This is a genomic window from Caulobacter segnis (assembly GCF_019931575.1).
In the GTDB taxonomy this organism is placed as follows: domain Bacteria; phylum Pseudomonadota; class Alphaproteobacteria; order Caulobacterales; family Caulobacteraceae; genus Caulobacter; species Caulobacter segnis_C.
Map to the genome: position 1 here is coordinate 1,336,165 of NZ_CP082923.1, position 15,340 is coordinate 1,351,504.

The window sequence follows — 15,340 nt, forward strand, 5'->3', positions numbered from 1 at the left end:
GGAGCGGCTACCGCCGCCGTTCCATCACCACGATCGGCGAGCCCTTGTAGGTCGTGTGCGCCTTGATCACGAACCCCATCTTGGCGGCCAGGGCTAGGGAGGCGGCGTTCTCGACGTCGATGATGCAGGGCACGATCTCGGGCGCCAGGGTCTGGTCGATCCAGGCGAGGCCCGCGCCCACGGCCTCGGTCCCGAAGCCCTGGCCATGCGACCAGGCCGCTAGCACCCAGCCCATCTCCGGCAGGCCGTAGAGGCTGGGCTCGAGCTCGCGCCGCAGGTCGGCGAAGCCCACCTCGCCGACATAGCGACCGGTGGCCGTCTCGCGCACCGCCCAATAGCCGTAGCCCAGCACCTCCCACAGGCCCCGGGCGCGCATCAGGCGGGTCCAGCTCTCCTCCTCGGTGAAGGCGCGGCCGCCGACGTGCCTGACGACCAGCGGATCGGCCCACATGGCGCGGCTGTCCTCGAAGTCCGACAGCTGGGGCGGCGACAGGGTGAGGCGGGCGGTGGTCAGGGTCGGGACGATCATGACGACTCGAGTTTGCGGATGTGGCGCGCCGCAAGCTACATCGGCTGGTCCACGAGAAAAGACCTGACCGCGCCCATGACCAAACCCGAAGACGCCATCGCGGCCCGCCGCAAGCTGACCAACAAGCTGATCGCGGCCAAGGACGCCGCGCGTCTGCGGCCGTTCTTCGATCCGCGCGTCACCCTGATCGCCGGCGACGGTTCGCTGCTGCTGGGGGCCGAAGACGTGCTGGCGGCCTTCGCCAGCCAGTTCGCCGACAAGGGCTTTGTGGCCTATGTCCGGACGACCCAGGAGATCAGCCTGAACGCTGAGGGGACCCGCGCCGCCGAGCGCGGTCGCTGGGCCGGCGCGTGGAAGGACGCGGCCGAGCAGTCGGGGACCTATCTGGCCACCTGGAAGAAGGTCACCGGCCAGTGGGTGATCGAGAACGAGCTCTTTGTGACTCTGGCTTAGCCAAAGACCGCTGGATTTCGGCGGATGACTCGGAATTAATTTCGCCAAACCTGGGCAGGGGCTTACGCCTTCGCCCTCCAATTCGGCTCCTGGGAGGGAAAGCCTTGCTCAATCGTCGTCACATGATGTTCGCCACCGCCGCCGCGGGCTTCGCGGCCGCGGGCGGCCTGCCGTCGTTCGCCCTGGCCCGCGAGGGCGAGGTCGCCAAGCTGAACGCTCTGTTCGACGACATGATGGCCAAGCAGCTGCGCCAGTCGCCGGAGACGGCCACGGGTCTGGGCCTGGACACGGGCGATCTGGCCTGGACCAAGGGCCTGCTGAGCGACCGCTCGTTCGCCGCGATCAAGGCCGGCGCGGCCCAGACCGCCGACCAGCTGGCCGCCTTGCGCGGCATCGACCGCCGCGCTCTCAAGGGCATGGACGCAGTCAACTACGACACCGTCGAGTTCGTCCTGTCGGTGCAGGACGAAGGCAACAAGAAGTTCAGCTACGGCGGCGGCGGTTCGGGCGCGCCCTACATCCTCAGCCAGCTGACCGGCAGCTACCAGTACATGCCGGACTTCCTGGACACCCAGCACAGCATCGAGACCAAGGCCGACGCCGATTCCTATCTGGCGCGGATGGAGGGCTTCGCGCGCCTGATGGACCAGGAGAGCGCCATCGCCAAGCAGGACTACGCCGACGGCGTGATCCCGCCGGACTTCGTCATCGACAAGGCCCTGATCCAGATGAAGGCCTTCGCCGACACCCCGACGGCCGACGCGCCGCTGGTCAAGTCGATCGCGCGCCGGACCAAGGAAAAGAACATCGCCGGCGACTGGGCGGCCGAGGCCTCGAAGGTCTACGAGAACTCGGTCCTGCCGGCTCTGAAGCGCCAGATCGCCCTGCTGCAAAGCGTGCGCGCCAAGGCCACGCACGACGCCGGCTGCTGGCGTCTGAAGGATGGCGGCGACTACTACGCCGTCTCGCTGAAGAACTACACGACCTCGACCCTGAAGCCCGACGAGATCCACCAGCTGGGTCTGGACCTGGTGACGTCGATCTCGGCCGAGGCCGACAAGCTGTTCAAGAGCATCGGCATGACCAAGGGCACGGTCGGTGACCGCATGCGCGAGCTGGGCAAGGACATCTACGAGAACACCGACGCGGCCAAGGAACAGCTGATCAAGGACCTGAACGTCAAGGCGGCCTGGATCCAGAAGCAGCTGCCGGCCTATTTCGGCGCCTTGCCCAAGGCCCCGCTGGAGATCCGCCGGGTGCCCAAGGCCATCGAGGCCGGCGCGCCGGGCGGCTACTACAACTCGCCTTCGCTGGACGGGAAGCGACCCGGCATCTACTGGATCAACCTGCGCGACACGGCCGAACAGGCCAAGTACACCCTGACCACCCTGACGGTGCACGAGGGCGTCCCAGGTCACCACCTGCAACTGTCGCTGTCGAACGAGGCGCAGGGCCTGCCGCTGATCCGCAAGGTTGTCGGCTTCTCGGGCTACGCCGAGGGCTGGGCGCTCTACTCCGAGCAACTGGCCGTCGAGATGGGCATCTACAAGAACGACCCGCGCGGCCATATCGGCATGTTGCACGACGCCCTGTTCCGCGCCGTCCGCCTGGTGGTCGACACCGGCATGCACCACAAGAAGTGGAGCCGCGAGCAGGCCGTGAAGTACATGGCCGAGACCATGGGCGACGAGGAGAGCGGCACGATCACCGAGATCGAACGCTACGTCGTGTGGCCGGGCCAGGCCTGCAGCTACATGATCGGCAAGATCACCTGGCTGCGCGCCCGCGCCAAGGCCCAGAAGGCCCTGGGCAAGAAGTTCGACATCCGCGAATTCCACGACGCGGGCCTGCTCTCGGGCATGACCCCGCTGACCGTGCTGGAGCGGGTGGTCGACGACTACATCGTCAGCAAGGGCGGCAAGGCCTGAGGCGGAACGGCCCAAGATTGAATGGAAGGTGTTTCTCCTCCCCCTTCATGGGGGAGGGGGACCCGCGTAGCGGGTGGAGGGGGAACGGTCCGGCCTAGCCCCAGCTGTCCGACGCCCCGGCCCGCCGCGCCACGGCCTTGATCGGAGCGCTGGGGCGCAGGGCCGGCATCGGCTTGTCGGCCGGCTTGCCGTAGAGCCAGCCTTGAGCGAAGTCGACGCCCGCCTGGCGGACGATGTCCTCGACCTCGATGGTCTCGACCATCTCGGCCACGGTGCGGATCTTCAGGTCGCGGCACAGCTCGACCAGGCGTCGCACCAGCGCCCCGTCGCGGCTGTTGTCGGCCAGCTCGCGGACGTAGCGGCCGTCGATCTTCACGATGTCCAGGGAAAGCTGCTGCAGGTAGGCGAACGAGGACGAGCCCGCCCCGAAGTCATCCAGGCAGACCAGCGAGCCCATGCCCCGCAGGCTCTGGATGTGCTGGTTGGCGACGGCCAGATTGTCGACCGCGCAGGTCTCGGTGAGCTCGAAGATCAGCCGGCCCTTGGCCTCGTCGTACTTTGCCAGCAGGCGGCCGACGTGGTCGACGAAGGTCTCGTTGCCGATCGTCCGGCCCGAGATGTTCACCGCCAGCCGCAGCTTCCTTTCGTGATCGTTGGCCAGCTTCTTGACGACCTGCTCGACGACTGCGTGGTCGAGCTCCTCGATCAGATCGAATTCCTCGGCCATGCGGATCATGGCGAACGGGCTGCTGCCGTCCTCGAAACGGATCAGGGCCTCGTGGTGGTGCGCCAGGCCCGTGGCCAGCGAGACCACCGGCTGGAACGCCAGGTTGAAGCGGCGCTGGCTGACGGCCAGGCCCAGGGCGCCGGCGCGGGCCAGGGTGCGCTTCACCGATCGGTTCATCGCCTCGGCCAGCGTCGTCGGCGCGGCGTCCTTCAGGCCCTCGCGCAGGAAATCGTCGAGGGCGTAGCGCAGGGCCCGCATGGCGCGGGCGCCGCCGCCGGCCTCCACCGGCACGACGTGGGCGTTGACGTCGGCGCTGACCATCTTGGTCAGGCGCTTGACCATGTTCTCGGGCCGGTCGTCGCGCTGGCGCAGCAGGGCGAAGCGTTCCGGCGACAGGCGGGTTGCGGCCGAGCCGCCGTGCGACTCGGCGCGAACGGCGCTGGCGACGCGGACGTCCAGGGCGGCGACCTCGTTGGGCGCCAGGCTCTCGCGCAGGGCGCCCAGGCCCGCGAACTCGACCATGGCCAGTTCCAGTTCCAGGCCGGTGACGCGGGCGGCCTCGAACAGGCCCTGGGCGATGTCGTCGAACGACTCGCGCGGCTGCAGGCTGTCGGCGGTCAGCGGCGGGCCGGCGGACTGGGCGGCGGTGGCGGCGCACGAGACGCGGCCTTCGTTCTCCGGCAGGGCGCGCAGGATGACGCGGACGCAGCGCTCCTCCTCCCCGTCAAGGCGCAGCACAACGGGGCCGCGCCGCGCGCCGTCGTCGGCGCAGCTCAGCATGGCGTCCATCAGCGGACGGTCGTCGGGATGGAAGAGCTCGCTCCAGGCCTGGCCCATCAAACCGACTTCGGACTTGCCCATGACCTTCTGCGCGGCGCCCAGCGCCAAGCGCACGCGGCCGCTCTGCAGCTCCACGAGAAGATCGGCGCTGGCGAAGGCCAGGCCTAGAAGGCGACGCGGATCGATCGACAAGACGCAATCCTCCCAGATGCGCCGAAGCTTGCATGATGGGGCTTAAGGAGCTGTTGCGGTCGCGGACCGGGGCGTCCCTCGTATCCAGCTTCGTCGCGCGACATTCTGGCCTACGACAGAAACGGACGTTTCTATGGTGGAGAACATCTTGCGAACATGGAACAAAGTGTGTACGCCTTAAACATGTTCCACAGGTCGTTGGGACGCGGCGCTGGAAGCGCCGATCGGGCGACCGGAATCATGGGATAGAGGGCGGACCAACAATGACCAGTCAGGCGGCTTTGAAACTCGTGGGCAAGGAAGAAGGCGACAAGCAACGCGCGCTAGAGGCGGCTCTCGCCCAGATTGACCGCGCGTTCGGCAAGGGCTCGGTGATGAAGCTGGGCGAAAAGGGCAAGGTCGAGATGGAGTCCGTCTCCACCGGCTCGCTCGGCCTGGACATCGCCCTGGGCATCGGCGGCCTGCCCAAGGGCCGGATCATCGAGGTCTACGGCCCGGAAAGCTCGGGCAAGACCACCCTGGCCCTGCACGTGGTGGCCGAGGTCCAGAAGGCCGGCGGCACCGCCGCCTTCGTCGACGCCGAGCACGCGCTCGATCCGTCTTACGCGCACAAGCTGGGCGTCAATCTCGACAGCCTGCTGGTGTCGCAGCCCGACAACGGCGAACAGGCCCTGGAGATCACCGACACCCTGGTGCGCTCGGGCGCTGTCGACATCGTCGTGATCGACTCCGTCGCGGCCCTGACGCCGAAGGCCGAGATCGAAGGCGAGATGGGCGACAGCCTGCCGGGCCTGCAGGCCCGTCTGATGAGCCAGGCGCTGCGCAAGCTGACCGCCTCGATCAACAAGGCCAACACCATCGTCATCTTCATCAACCAGATCCGTCACAAGATCGGGGTGATGTACGGCAGCCCGGAAACGACCACGGGCGGCAACGCGCTGAAGTTCTACGCCTCGGTGCGCCTGGACATCCGCCGCACCGGTTCGGTGAAGGTCCGTGACGAGATCATCGGCAACAACGTCCGCGTGAAGGTGGTCAAGAACAAGGTGGCCCCGCCGTTCCGCGAGGTCGAGTTCGACATCATGTACGGCGAGGGCATCTCCAAGCTGGGCGAAGTCATCGACCTGGGCGTCAAGGCCGGGATCATCGACAAGGCCGGCTCGTGGTTCTCGTACGGCAGCCAGCGCATCGGTCAGGGCCGCGACAATGTCCGCGAGTTCCTGAAGACCAATCCCGACGTCGCCGCCGACATCGAAAACGCCGTCCGCAAGTCGTCGCAGAAGATCGAGGAAGAGCTCCTGGTCGGCGGCCCCGAGGACGGCGAGGAAGAATAGTCTTCCCACGAAGGTTTCGCGGCCCTCGCCCGACCCCGGGCGTCCCCGCCTTCAACACGCCCGCGGCCGGACCGCCGCGAGGGCCGCGATTTCAGGCCGCCTGGACCCCATGCCAGGCGGCCTATTTCTTGTTCAGGGCTTTCCTCCCGAGGCGGGCGGCGAACTTTCCAGGAAGGGGCGCGGCCGGCGGAGAGGGCGATAGGCAGCCTCGCCGCGCGCATCGAGGATGCCGCTGACCCAGGGCGGGCGCGCCTCCAACCTGGCCCTTTTCCGCCCCATCCCGGGTCCCCATCTCCGAGTCGGTTTCCCCTTCGCGAAAAACCGCGCTATGAGCGCCCGACTCCGGCCGCTCGCCGGCGCCTAGACTTGAGACTCTCATGCCCAGCTTGAACGAGATCCGCAGCACCTTCCTCGACTACTTCGGCAAGGCCGATCACGCCGTGACGCCGTCCGCGCCGCTGGTGCCGCAGAACGATCCGACCCTGCTGTTCGTCAACGCCGGCATGGTGCCGTTCAAGAACGTCTTCACGGGCGCCGAGACCCCGGCCCATCCGCGCGCGGCCAGCTCGCAGAAGTGCGTCCGCGCCGGCGGCAAGCACAACGACCTGGACAATGTCGGCTACACCGCCCGCCACCACACCTTCTTCGAGATGCTGGGCAACTTCTCGTTCGGCGACTACTTCAAGGAGCAGGCGATCCACCACGCCTGGACCCTGCTGACCGGCGAGTTCAAGCTGCCCAAGGACAAGCTGCTGGTCACGGTCTACCACACCGACGACGAGGCGGCCGAGCTGTGGAAGAAGATCGCCGGCCTGTCGGACGAGCGCATCATCCGCATCCCGACCAGCGACAACTTCTGGTCCATGGGCGACACCGGCCCCTGCGGCCCGTGCTCGGAAATCTTCTTCGATCACGGTCCGTCGATCGCGGGCGGCCCTCCGGGCAGCCCCGACGAGGACGGCGACCGCTTCATCGAGATCTGGAACCTGGTCTTCATGCAGTTCGAGCAGCTGGCCGGCGGCGAACGCGTCTCGCTGCCCAAGCCCTCGATCGACACCGGCATGGGCCTGGAGCGCGTCGCCGCCGTCCTGCAGGGCGTGCACAACAACTACGACGTTGACCTGTTCAAGGCCCTGATCGCCGCCAGCGTCGAGCTGACGGGCGTGAAGGCCGAGGGCGATCAAGCGCCGTCGCACCGCGTCATCGCCGACCACCTGCGCTCGTCGTCGTTCCTGCTGGCCGACGGCGTGACGCCGTCGAACGAAGGCCGCGGCTACGTCCTGCGCCGGATCATGCGCCGCGCCATGCGCCACGCCTATCTGTTGGGCGCGCAGGAGCCCTTGATGCACCGCCTTGCGCCGACCCTGGTCGCCGAGATGGGCCAGGCCTATCCGGAACTGCGCCGCGCCGAGGCCTCGATCGTCGAGACCCTGCGCCAGGAGGAGGAGCGCTTCCGCGTCACTCTCGGCCGCGGCATGGGCCTGCTGGATGAGGCCACCGCTAACCTGTCGACCGGCGGCGTGCTGGACGGCGAGACCGCCTTCAAGCTCTACGACACCTACGGCTTCCCGCTGGACCTGACCCAGGACGCCGTCCGGGCCAAGGGCCTGACCGTCGACACCGACGCCTTTGACGCGGCCATGGAAAAGCAGCGCCAGATGGCGCGCGCCAACTGGGCGGGCTCGGGCCAGCAGGCTGGCGCGGCCGCCTGGTTCGCGATCAAGGAAAAGGCCGGCGCCACCGATTTTGTCGGCTACGGGGCCACCGAGACCACGGGCGTGGTCAAGGCGATCGTCGTCGACGGCGTCGAGGTCGAGAGCGCTACGGGCGGCACGACCGTCGAGGTGCTGCTGGATCGCACCAGCTTCTACGCCGAAAGCGGCGGCCAGGCCGGCGACACCGGCGTGATCGAGGCCAATGGCCGCGAGAACCGGGTCATCGACACCCAGAAGCAGGCCGGTGAGCTGCACGTCCATCGCGTCGAGCTGTCGGGCGACCTGAAGGTCGGCGACCAGGTCGTGGCCTCGGTCGACGCCGAGCGCCGCCAGACCACTCGCTCCAACCACTCGGCCGCCCACCTGGTGCACGCCGCCCTGCACCACGTGCTGGGCCCGCACGTCGCGCAGAAGGGCCAGATGGTCGACGGCGAGCGCATGCGCTTCGACTTCAGCCACGGTGGTCCGCTGACCGCCGAGGAGCTGGACAAGATCGAGGCCGAGGTCAACGCGGTCATCCGCCAGAACGTCCCGGCCGAGACCAAGGAAATGGCGCCGCAGGAGGCCATCGAGGCCGGCGCCGTGGCCCTGTTCGGCGAGAAGTACGGCGACAGCGTCCGCGTGCTGACGCTGGGCAAGTCGCTGAACGACGAGTCCAAGGCCTATTCGGTCGAGTTGTGCGGCGGCACCCACGTGGCCCGCACCGGCGACATCGCTCTGTTCAAGATCGTCTCGGAGCAGGGTGTCGCCGCCGGCGTGCGCCGCATCGAGGCCCTGACCGGCGAGGCGGCCCGCCGCTTCCTGCTGGACCAGGCGGGCGTGGCCAAGTCGCTGGCCGACCAGTTCAAGACCCCGGTCGCCGAGGTCGGCGCTCGCGTCGACGCCCTGATCGCCGACCGCAAGCGCCTCGAGAAGGAGCTGGCCGACGCCAAGAAGCAGCTGGCCCTGGGCGGCGGCGGCGCGGCCTCGGGTCCGGAAGACGTCAATGGCGTCGCCCTGATCGCCCGCGTCCTGGACGGCGTCGGCGGCAAGGAGCTGCGCGGCGTCGCCGAGGAGTTCAAGAAGCAGCTGACCTCGGGCGTCGTGGCCCTGGTCGGCACCTCGGACGGCAAGGCCGCCGTCACCGTGGCCGTGACCGCCGACCTTACGGCTAAGTTCAGCGCCGCCGACCTGGCCAAGGCCGCCGTCATCGCCATGGGCGGCCAGGGCGCGGGCGGCAAGGCCGACTTCGCCCAGGGCGGCGCGCCGGACGACAGCAAGGCCCAGGACGGCCTGGCGGCCGTCAAGGCGGCGCTCGCTGGCTGATCGCGAGCGCTCGCTGACGAGGAGACGAGGGGGCGCCGCGAGGCGTCCCCTTTTTCGTGTCCGCTTGACGGCGTCGCGGCTTCCGGCTCAACTGAATTACGAATGTAGTTCTGATGTGGAGGGGCGTATGTCGCGGAGAGCTAGAGAATCCTCGCGAGGCGCGCTGATGGCCGCCGGGCTGCTGCTGGCGCTGGCGGCTTGCGACCAGAGGGCCGAGACGGCCCAGACCCCAGGGCACTTCACGCCGCCCGCGCTGTGGCGGGTGGAGGTCGTCGAGGATTCCGGCGGCCAGACGGGCGTGGTGCAGGTCTGCGCCAATTCCGAACTGATCGGTTCGTTCACGCGGGTCGAGCCGAAGGTGAACGGTCTGCCGTGCGAGCCCTATGGCAAGGTCGCCAAGGACGACGCCGTCGAGCACATCGAGCGCTGCCAGGCCGGTGGCATGCGCTACGGCCTCTATGTGACGCGGACACGGAAGGCGCCCGACGACTTCACGGTCCGGTTCGCCTTGCAGCCATTGCAGGCCGCCGGCGGCAAGGTGGTCCAGGCCCGTCGCTATCAGCGGATCGGCGCCTGTCCGGCGGGCTGGAAGGCTGGCGACCAGGGCAAGCCCGGCGGTCCGCCGACCTCCAGCCTGCTGACCGGGCAGGGGCCGGGTTGATCCGTCGGGTCTGCAGACGCGTCAGCTCTTCCGGAACGCCGACAGCTTGTTGCCGTCCGGATCGCGGACATAGGCCAGGTAGTAGCCCTCGCCATAGGCCGGACGCGGACCGGGCGGCCCGGCGCAGGCGCCGCCGTGGGCCATGGCCGCGGCGTGGAAGGCGTCGACCTGGGCTTCCGTCTCGGCCTTCAGCCCGACCATGATGCCGTTACCGGCCTTGGCGGGCAGGCCATTCTCGGGGCTGCAGACCATCACGGTGGCATGCTCGGGATCGGGGCCGTAGCCGATCCAATCGCCTTGCCGCCACAGGCGCTGGCTGCCCAGCGCGCCCAGCACCGCGTCGTAGAAGGCGCCGGCGCGATCGAGGTCGCTGGCGCCGATGGTGATGTAGCTGATCATGGCGTCTCCTCCTGACGCCATCCTAGGTCGGGCCGCTGACGATCCGTGTCAGCAGCCCGCCAGGTTCCGTCAGGCGGCGCGGACCTTGCGCGCCACCCGCGCCTTGCGCTTCTTCCACCAGATCACCACGCCGGTGACGCTGAGCGCGGCGACGACCAGGCCAGTGAACGAGATCAGGATCCGCCCCGGCAGACCCAGGATCCGGCCCGAGTGCAGGGGGAACTGGGCCTGGACGAAGATGTCGGCGGCGGTGCCGACCCAGGGTAAGCGTTCGCCCGCCGGCAGGCCGGTCGTGCTGTCGTAGTAGAGATAGGGCGTGCCGACGCCGGCCGCGCCGTGGTCGCCGCCCGGCTGGTGGAAGGTGACGCCATAGACGCCATAGCCGGGCGCGTAGAAGGCGCCGCCGACAGGATCGGTCCAGCCGCGCTTCCTGGCCTCGATCTTGGCGGTCTCGATGACCTCGGCATAGGTCTTCTTGGCGATGATCGGCTGGTCCAGCGGCGCGGGCGCGCGCAGTTCGAACGGGCCGGGCGTGGTCTTGGAGACCTTGGACAGCACCGGATAGAAGACCTCGGTGTAGAGGTTCAGCGAGAAGGCCGTGAAGGCGACGGTGAGCAGCACGCCCCACAGCCACAGGCTGAAGGCGCGGTGGATGTCGAAATTGATCCGGTAGGCGCTGGCCTTGGTCTTGATCTGCCAGGCCGGCTTCCAGCGGCTGAGGAAGCTCTTGCCGCCTTTGGCCGAGGCGCGCGAGGGCAGGGTCAGATAGACGCCGGCGAAGCAGTCGATCGTCCAGAGCACGGCGATCACGCCCATCAGCCAGACGCCCCAGCGGTCGACGCCCCACATGGCCGGAATGTGCAGGCTGTAGTGCAGCACATAGAGGAACGACACGAAGGTCTCGCTCGTGATCGGCCAGGCCGCCCCCCATTCGCGCCGGCCCAGCTCCTCGCCTGTCGCCGGGTCGATGAAGACCTGGTTGTAGCCGGGCGTGAACAACTTGCCCGTGGCGGGGTTCTGCTTGGGATAGACCCCGAAAGCGTAGGCCTCGCCCGGCTCGGGCGCCAGGGGGACGAAGGTGACCTGGACGCGCGGGTCGCGCGCCTCGACGGCCTTGGCCAGTTCCAGCGGCGCCTTGGCGGGCCCCTCGGCGCGGGCGTGCATCAAGTGCGGGTTGAGGATGTCGTCCAGCTCGTGATCCCACGAGATGACCGCGCCGGTGACGCCCGAGATGAACAGGAACCCGGCCATGACGAGACCGACCCAGCGGTGCCAGAAGCCGATGATCGGGCGCACCGGCGGCAGCCGGAACGTCCGGTTCTCGGTCTTTCGGGCGACGGCGGGGGGCGTGCGGGCGTCCATGGTGGATCCTAGAAGGCGTAGTCCAGGCGCAGGGACACGCTGCGCGGGGCGGCGTAGTACGACTGGTTCCACATCAGGCTGGTGAGGTAGGTCTTGTCGGTGGCGTTCTTGACGTTGACCGTGGCGCGCACCTTCTCGGTCACGTCGACGCCGGCCATCAGGTCCAGGACGCCATAGGCCTTCTGGGTGATGGGGACGATGTCCGCGCCCTCGATGTCGTCCTGCCAGCGGAACTGCGCGCCCAGCGTCAGGTTGCGCGCCGCCGGGATGGTGTAGGTGGTCGAGGCCTTCAGCGTCTTGCGTGGGGTGTAGAGGCGGGTCTTGTTCCCGTCGGCGTCCTCGATCTTCAGGTCGGTCCAACCCAGGCTGACGCGCCACTGGTCGTTGATCGCGCCGACCGCTTCCAGCTCGTAGCCCTTGGCCTTGGTGTCGACGCCCACATAGTAGCTCTTGCCGTCGTCGAAGGTCCCGGCGAACTCGGCGAGACTGTCCTGGCGGGAGGCGAAGACCGCGCCGGTCAGGTAGAGGCGCTTGTCGAACCATTCGCTCTTGAAGCCGGCCTCGTAGCTCTTGCCGTGGGCGGCCGCGAGGGTCTTGTGGTTCACGTCCACTTCGGACTGCGGATTGAAGATGTCGGTGTAGTTCGCATACAGCGACACGTTCTGGGTCAGGTCGTAGACCACGCCGGCATAGGGGCTGACCTTGTCCTCGTCACGCGGCGTGTCGACCCCGTACGAGAAGCCCTTGGACTTCAGCTTCAGGGCGTTGAAGCCGGCCACGACCTTCAGCCTGTCGCTGACGTTCAGGTGAGTGGCGGCGTAGAAGCGGGTCAGGCGGTCCTGCTGGTCCGAGGCCAGATAGGCGCCCGGGAAGGTCGGCTCGGCCGGCTGGATGTGATCCCAGTCGGTCACCGGCCCGTAGACGATCGTGTCGCTCGAGAAGTCTTCGTACTCGTGGCCGTGAGCGCGCGAGGTCTGGCCGCCGATCACCAGCTGGTGCTCGCGGCCGAACAGCTTGAACGGGCCCGAGGCGTAGGCGTCGAGGATGTAGCTCTCGTAGATCGACGGATAGACGCCGGCCATGCCGTAGACGCCCAGGCCCGTGGCCTTGTCGGGCGCACCGTAGGCGTAGAGCAGCTTGGCGTTCTCCTCGAAGCGCTTGTAGGTGCCGATCGTCTTCAGCTGCCAGCCGTTGTCGAAGCGCCAGGCCAGTTCGCCGAAGGCGCTCTGGTCCTTGACGTTCCAATGCGTCCAGTCGGCCGAGGTCGAGGCCGAGCGCGGATAGTCGATGCGCGTGCCGTCGCTGTAGACCAGGGGCAGGGCGCCCCAGTTGTTGCCCCGGGCGCGGTTGTCCTGCATCGACCAGCCGACGGTGGCGGTCAGCTTCGGCGTGGCGTCCCAGGCCAGCAGGGCGCCATAGACGTTCCGGTTGACGCCGTAGTGGTCGAGATAGCTGTCGGCGTCCTCGTTGGCGTAGATCAGGCGTCCCGCCAGCGTCCCCGAGGCGTTCAGCGGGCCCGAGACGTCGGCCTCCAGACGGTAGTCGTTCCAGGAGCCATACTGCAGGGCTGCCGAGGCCTGGAATTCGTGGGTCGGACGCTTGCGGACGTAGTTGATCGTCGCCGACGGGTTGCCGGTGCCGGTCATCATACTGTTGGCGCCGCGCACGGCCTCCACGCGCTCGAACAGCACGGTGTCGAGCGAGCCGAACTGGATGCCCCAGATCAGCGGCAGACCGACGCCGTCGACCTGGAAGTTGGTGATGTCGAAGCCGCGCGAGTTGTAATAGGTGCGGTCGGTCTCGACCTTCTCGACATTGATGCCCGTGACCTGCGCCAGCAGCTGGTTCACGTCGGTCAGGGCGAAGTCCTTGATCCGGTCCTGGTTGATGATGCTGACCGACTGCGGGGTCTCGCGCAGGCTCATGTCCAGGCCGGTCACCGCCGAGGTGCGCGTGCGCGCCCCGGTGATCAGCACGCCTTCCACCTGGTTGCTGTCCGCGGCGTCCGCGCCGGTCTCGGCCGCCCCGTTCTCCGTTGCGCAGGCGATGTCGGAGACGCTGGCGCCGGCCAGCGCGACGCCAGCAAGCAGAAGGGCGCGGAAGGACGGGGACATGCCTTTGCCTCTATGCGAACGATAATGACTCGCAAGTGCAATATCGGCCAGGGGTAGCGGTGTCAAACACGCACAGGGCGTTCAGCTCAATTTAAAGGATGTCCCGCCTTCAGCAGAAGGGCGACCAGGGCCAGGGTCGCCAGGGACAGCGCCGTGGTCAGGGCTACGGTGCGCGCCGCGCCTCGGGCGAAGACGCCATAGGCCCGGGTCTGGATGAAGACGTTTACCGCCGTCGGGGCGGCGGCCAGCAGTGTCGCGCCGGCGCGGAAGGCGGGCGGGGCGGGCGTCAGGCCGATGGCCAGCCAGGCTAGCAAGGGAAAGGCGACCAGCTTGGCTAGCGCGGCCAGGGTGACGGGGCCCCATGACGGCGCGGTTTCATCCTCGGTTTCCCTCAAGCCCAGAGCCGCGCCCAGGGCGACCAGGCCCACGGGACTGCCCGAGGCGGCGGCCATGCCGACCGCGCGGTCCAGGGGTTGGGGCAGGGCGATGTCCAGCAGGGCCAGGGCGACGCCGGCCAGGGCGGCGGCCACGACTGGATTGCGGAAGGCCTGGAGCGTCGAGCGCCAGATCGAGCGGCCCGCCGCCCAGCCCAGCAGGCCCACGCCCGTGGCGGCCATTACGACGAAATCGATGGCCACGACGCCGGCGACCAGGCGGGCGGTCTCGGCCCCCAGGACCGCGCCCGTGATCGGCAGGGCCAGGAAGGCGCTGTTGCCGACCCCTGACGCCATGCCGGCTCCGGCCCGCTCGGCCCGGGTCCAGCCGAGCAGGCGGCCAGCCGCCGCCACCGAGGCCATGACGACGAGACCGGCTCCGGCATAGGCCGTCAGGCCCAGGATCAGGTCGTGCCCGGGACGTCCCAGGCGCGACAGCGAATGGACCAGCAGCGCGGGAAAGCCGACCCAGTAGACATAGGCCGACAGGCCTTGCGTCATCCGCGCGTCCAGCAGGCGCAGTCGGCTCAGGGCCAGGCCCGCGGCGACCAGCAGGAAGAACGGCCAGACCCGCGCGACGATGTCGAGAACAAGGATAAGCACGAAATCAAAGGCCCCTGGACGTCAGCCCCGCCGCTCGTCGGCCGGCAGGCGGATATGCACCAGCTTCCAGGTGAACAGCGCCCGGCGCTCGAACGTGAAGACGGTGATCTTGCCGCCGCGGTCCGGGCGCTTGACCGCGATGCGCACGCGGTTCGGATCCCAGTAGACGATGCCGGGATAGGGACCCTTGACCGCGTCGGTGATCTGGCCGGTCAGCGAGCCCTCGCGCGACGAGGGCGGCGGCGCGGCGCCCGGCGCATAGCCGCGCGTCAGGGCCGAGACGCCGGCCACGGTCAGATAGCGGTCGACCTTGGGCTCGGGCGGGGCGATCGGCTCGATGGCCTTCTTGAAGACGCCCAGCGGATCGCGCCAGATCGACGGCGGCTCCGGCCTGTTGGCTGGGGCGTCGACGACCAGCTGGCCCGTGAGGCTGCGCCGGACGGCCGGGAAGTCGACCAGTTCGCCGATCGCCTGCACGTCCTCATACTGGGCCGCGGCCTTCAGGGCGCGGAAGGCGAACCAGGGCGCCATCGCGAAGGTGGCGGCGAAGACGAAGATCGCCAGAACGATCAGGTCCCAGATCCGCTTCTGCAGGGTCATGCGGCCTCCGAAAAGGTAAACGCGGATAGACCAGCTATCGCCTTTCGCCGCAAGGCTGCTGGCGCATCGGAGCGCTCGGATCGAGGTGTAAAAAAACGCCGCTTCCGAGGGGCGGAAGCGGCGCGGGAGGGGATCCGGTCGGGGAGGAGGGCTCGACGACGGATCAGGGGAAGGCGTCCAAACGGGGACGACTTGTGTGTGATT

General features: G+C 68.4%; 12 protein-coding genes. 5 read left to right on the forward strand and 7 right to left on the reverse strand.

The annotated features are described in order from the left end of the window. Positions 1-7 precede the first annotated feature (7 nt). Positions 8-529 (reverse strand): GNAT family N-acetyltransferase, encoded by a 522-nt coding sequence (locus tag K8940_RS06190; protein WP_223393812.1) that lies wholly within the window; start codon positions 527-529, stop codon positions 8-10. 75 nt (positions 530-604) lie between these two features. On the opposite strand from K8940_RS06190, the gene K8940_RS06195 reads away from it, so the two are divergent. After that, positions 605-982 carry a nuclear transport factor 2 family protein gene (locus K8940_RS06195; protein ID WP_223393814.1) on the forward strand — a complete coding sequence of 126 codons (378 nt, stop codon included), beginning with the start codon at positions 605-607 and terminating at the stop codon, positions 980-982. Between the two features lie 104 nt (positions 983-1,086). Beyond that, the gene (locus K8940_RS06200) at positions 1,087-2,910 is read left to right on the forward strand and encodes a DUF885 domain-containing protein (RefSeq protein WP_223393816.1); all 1,824 of its coding nucleotides are present in this window, start codon (positions 1,087-1,089) and stop codon (positions 2,908-2,910) included. A gap of 94 nt (positions 2,911-3,004) precedes the next feature. On the opposite strand, the gene K8940_RS06205 is transcribed toward K8940_RS06200, so the two are convergent. Then, on the reverse strand, positions 3,005-4,609 hold the full coding sequence (locus K8940_RS06205) for an EAL domain-containing protein (protein ID WP_223393818.1): 1,605 nt from the start codon (positions 4,607-4,609) through the stop codon (positions 3,005-3,007). A 263-nt stretch (positions 4,610-4,872) separates the two neighbouring features. Here K8940_RS06205 and recA point away from each other — a divergent pair, with 263 nt between their 5' ends. From recA to K8940_RS06220, 3 genes are all read left to right on the forward strand, one after another. Continuing rightward, entirely contained in the window at positions 4,873-5,943 is a 1,071-nt protein-coding gene (gene recA, locus K8940_RS06210) for a recombinase RecA (RefSeq protein ID WP_223393820.1), read from the forward strand. Between the two features lie 377 nt (positions 5,944-6,320). Beyond that, entirely contained in the window at positions 6,321-8,963 is a 2,643-nt protein-coding gene (alaS, locus tag K8940_RS06215; protein WP_223393822.1) for an alanine--tRNA ligase, read from the forward strand. 166 nt (positions 8,964-9,129) lie between these two features. Continuing rightward, on the forward strand, positions 9,130-9,624 hold the full coding sequence (locus K8940_RS06220; RefSeq protein WP_223393824.1) for a hypothetical protein: 495 nt from the start codon (positions 9,130-9,132) through the stop codon (positions 9,622-9,624). A gap of 21 nt (positions 9,625-9,645) precedes the next feature. On the opposite strand, the gene K8940_RS06225 is transcribed toward K8940_RS06220, so the two are convergent. From K8940_RS06225 to K8940_RS06245, 5 genes are all read right to left on the reverse strand, one after another. Continuing rightward, entirely contained in the window at positions 9,646-10,023 is a 378-nt protein-coding gene (locus K8940_RS06225; RefSeq protein ID WP_223393826.1) for a VOC family protein, read from the reverse strand. 69 nt (positions 10,024-10,092) lie between these two features. Then, complete coding sequence (locus tag K8940_RS06230) at positions 10,093-11,385, reverse strand: PepSY-associated TM helix domain-containing protein (protein WP_223393827.1); 1,293 nt, start codon at positions 11,383-11,385, stop codon at positions 10,093-10,095. 8 nt (positions 11,386-11,393) lie between these two features. Further along, positions 11,394-13,499 carry a TonB-dependent siderophore receptor gene (locus K8940_RS06235; protein WP_223393829.1) on the reverse strand — a complete coding sequence of 702 codons (2,106 nt, stop codon included), beginning with the start codon at positions 13,497-13,499 and terminating at the stop codon, positions 11,394-11,396. Between the two features lie 86 nt (positions 13,500-13,585). After that, positions 13,586-14,530, reverse strand: a complete 945-nt coding sequence (locus K8940_RS06240) for an AEC family transporter (protein ID WP_223395784.1) — start codon at positions 14,528-14,530, stop codon at positions 13,586-13,588. Between the two features lie 27 nt (positions 14,531-14,557). Next, entirely contained in the window at positions 14,558-15,136 is a 579-nt protein-coding gene (locus K8940_RS06245; RefSeq protein WP_223393831.1) for a DUF2939 domain-containing protein, read from the reverse strand. Between the last annotated feature and the right edge of the window lie 204 nt (positions 15,137-15,340).

What these genes read in the sequence shown, in the direction of transcription:
- K8940_RS06230 (WP_223393827.1), bottom strand. Translation starts at nt 11,385, where the DNA reads ATGGACGCCCGCACGCCCCCCGCCGTCGCCCGAAAGACCGAGAACCGG.
- recA (WP_223393820.1), top strand. Translation starts at nt 4,873, where the DNA reads ATGACCAGTCAGGCGGCTTTGAAACTCGTGGGCAAGGAAGAAGGCGAC.
- K8940_RS06245 (WP_223393831.1), bottom strand. Translation starts at nt 15,136, where the DNA reads ATGACCCTGCAGAAGCGGATCTGGGACCTGATCGTTCTGGCGATCTTC.
- K8940_RS06190 (WP_223393812.1), bottom strand. Translation starts at nt 529, where the DNA reads ATGATCGTCCCGACCCTGACCACCGCCCGCCTCACCCTGTCGCCGCCC.
- K8940_RS06235 (WP_223393829.1), bottom strand. Translation starts at nt 13,499, where the DNA reads ATGTCCCCGTCCTTCCGCGCCCTTCTGCTTGCTGGCGTCGCGCTGGCC.
- K8940_RS06195 (WP_223393814.1), top strand. Translation starts at nt 605, where the DNA reads ATGACCAAACCCGAAGACGCCATCGCGGCCCGCCGCAAGCTGACCAAC.
- K8940_RS06225 (WP_223393826.1), bottom strand. Translation starts at nt 10,023, where the DNA reads ATGATCAGCTACATCACCATCGGCGCCAGCGACCTCGATCGCGCCGGC.
- alaS (WP_223393822.1), top strand. Translation starts at nt 6,321, where the DNA reads ATGCCCAGCTTGAACGAGATCCGCAGCACCTTCCTCGACTACTTCGGC.
- K8940_RS06220 (WP_223393824.1), top strand. Translation starts at nt 9,130, where the DNA reads ATGGCCGCCGGGCTGCTGCTGGCGCTGGCGGCTTGCGACCAGAGGGCC.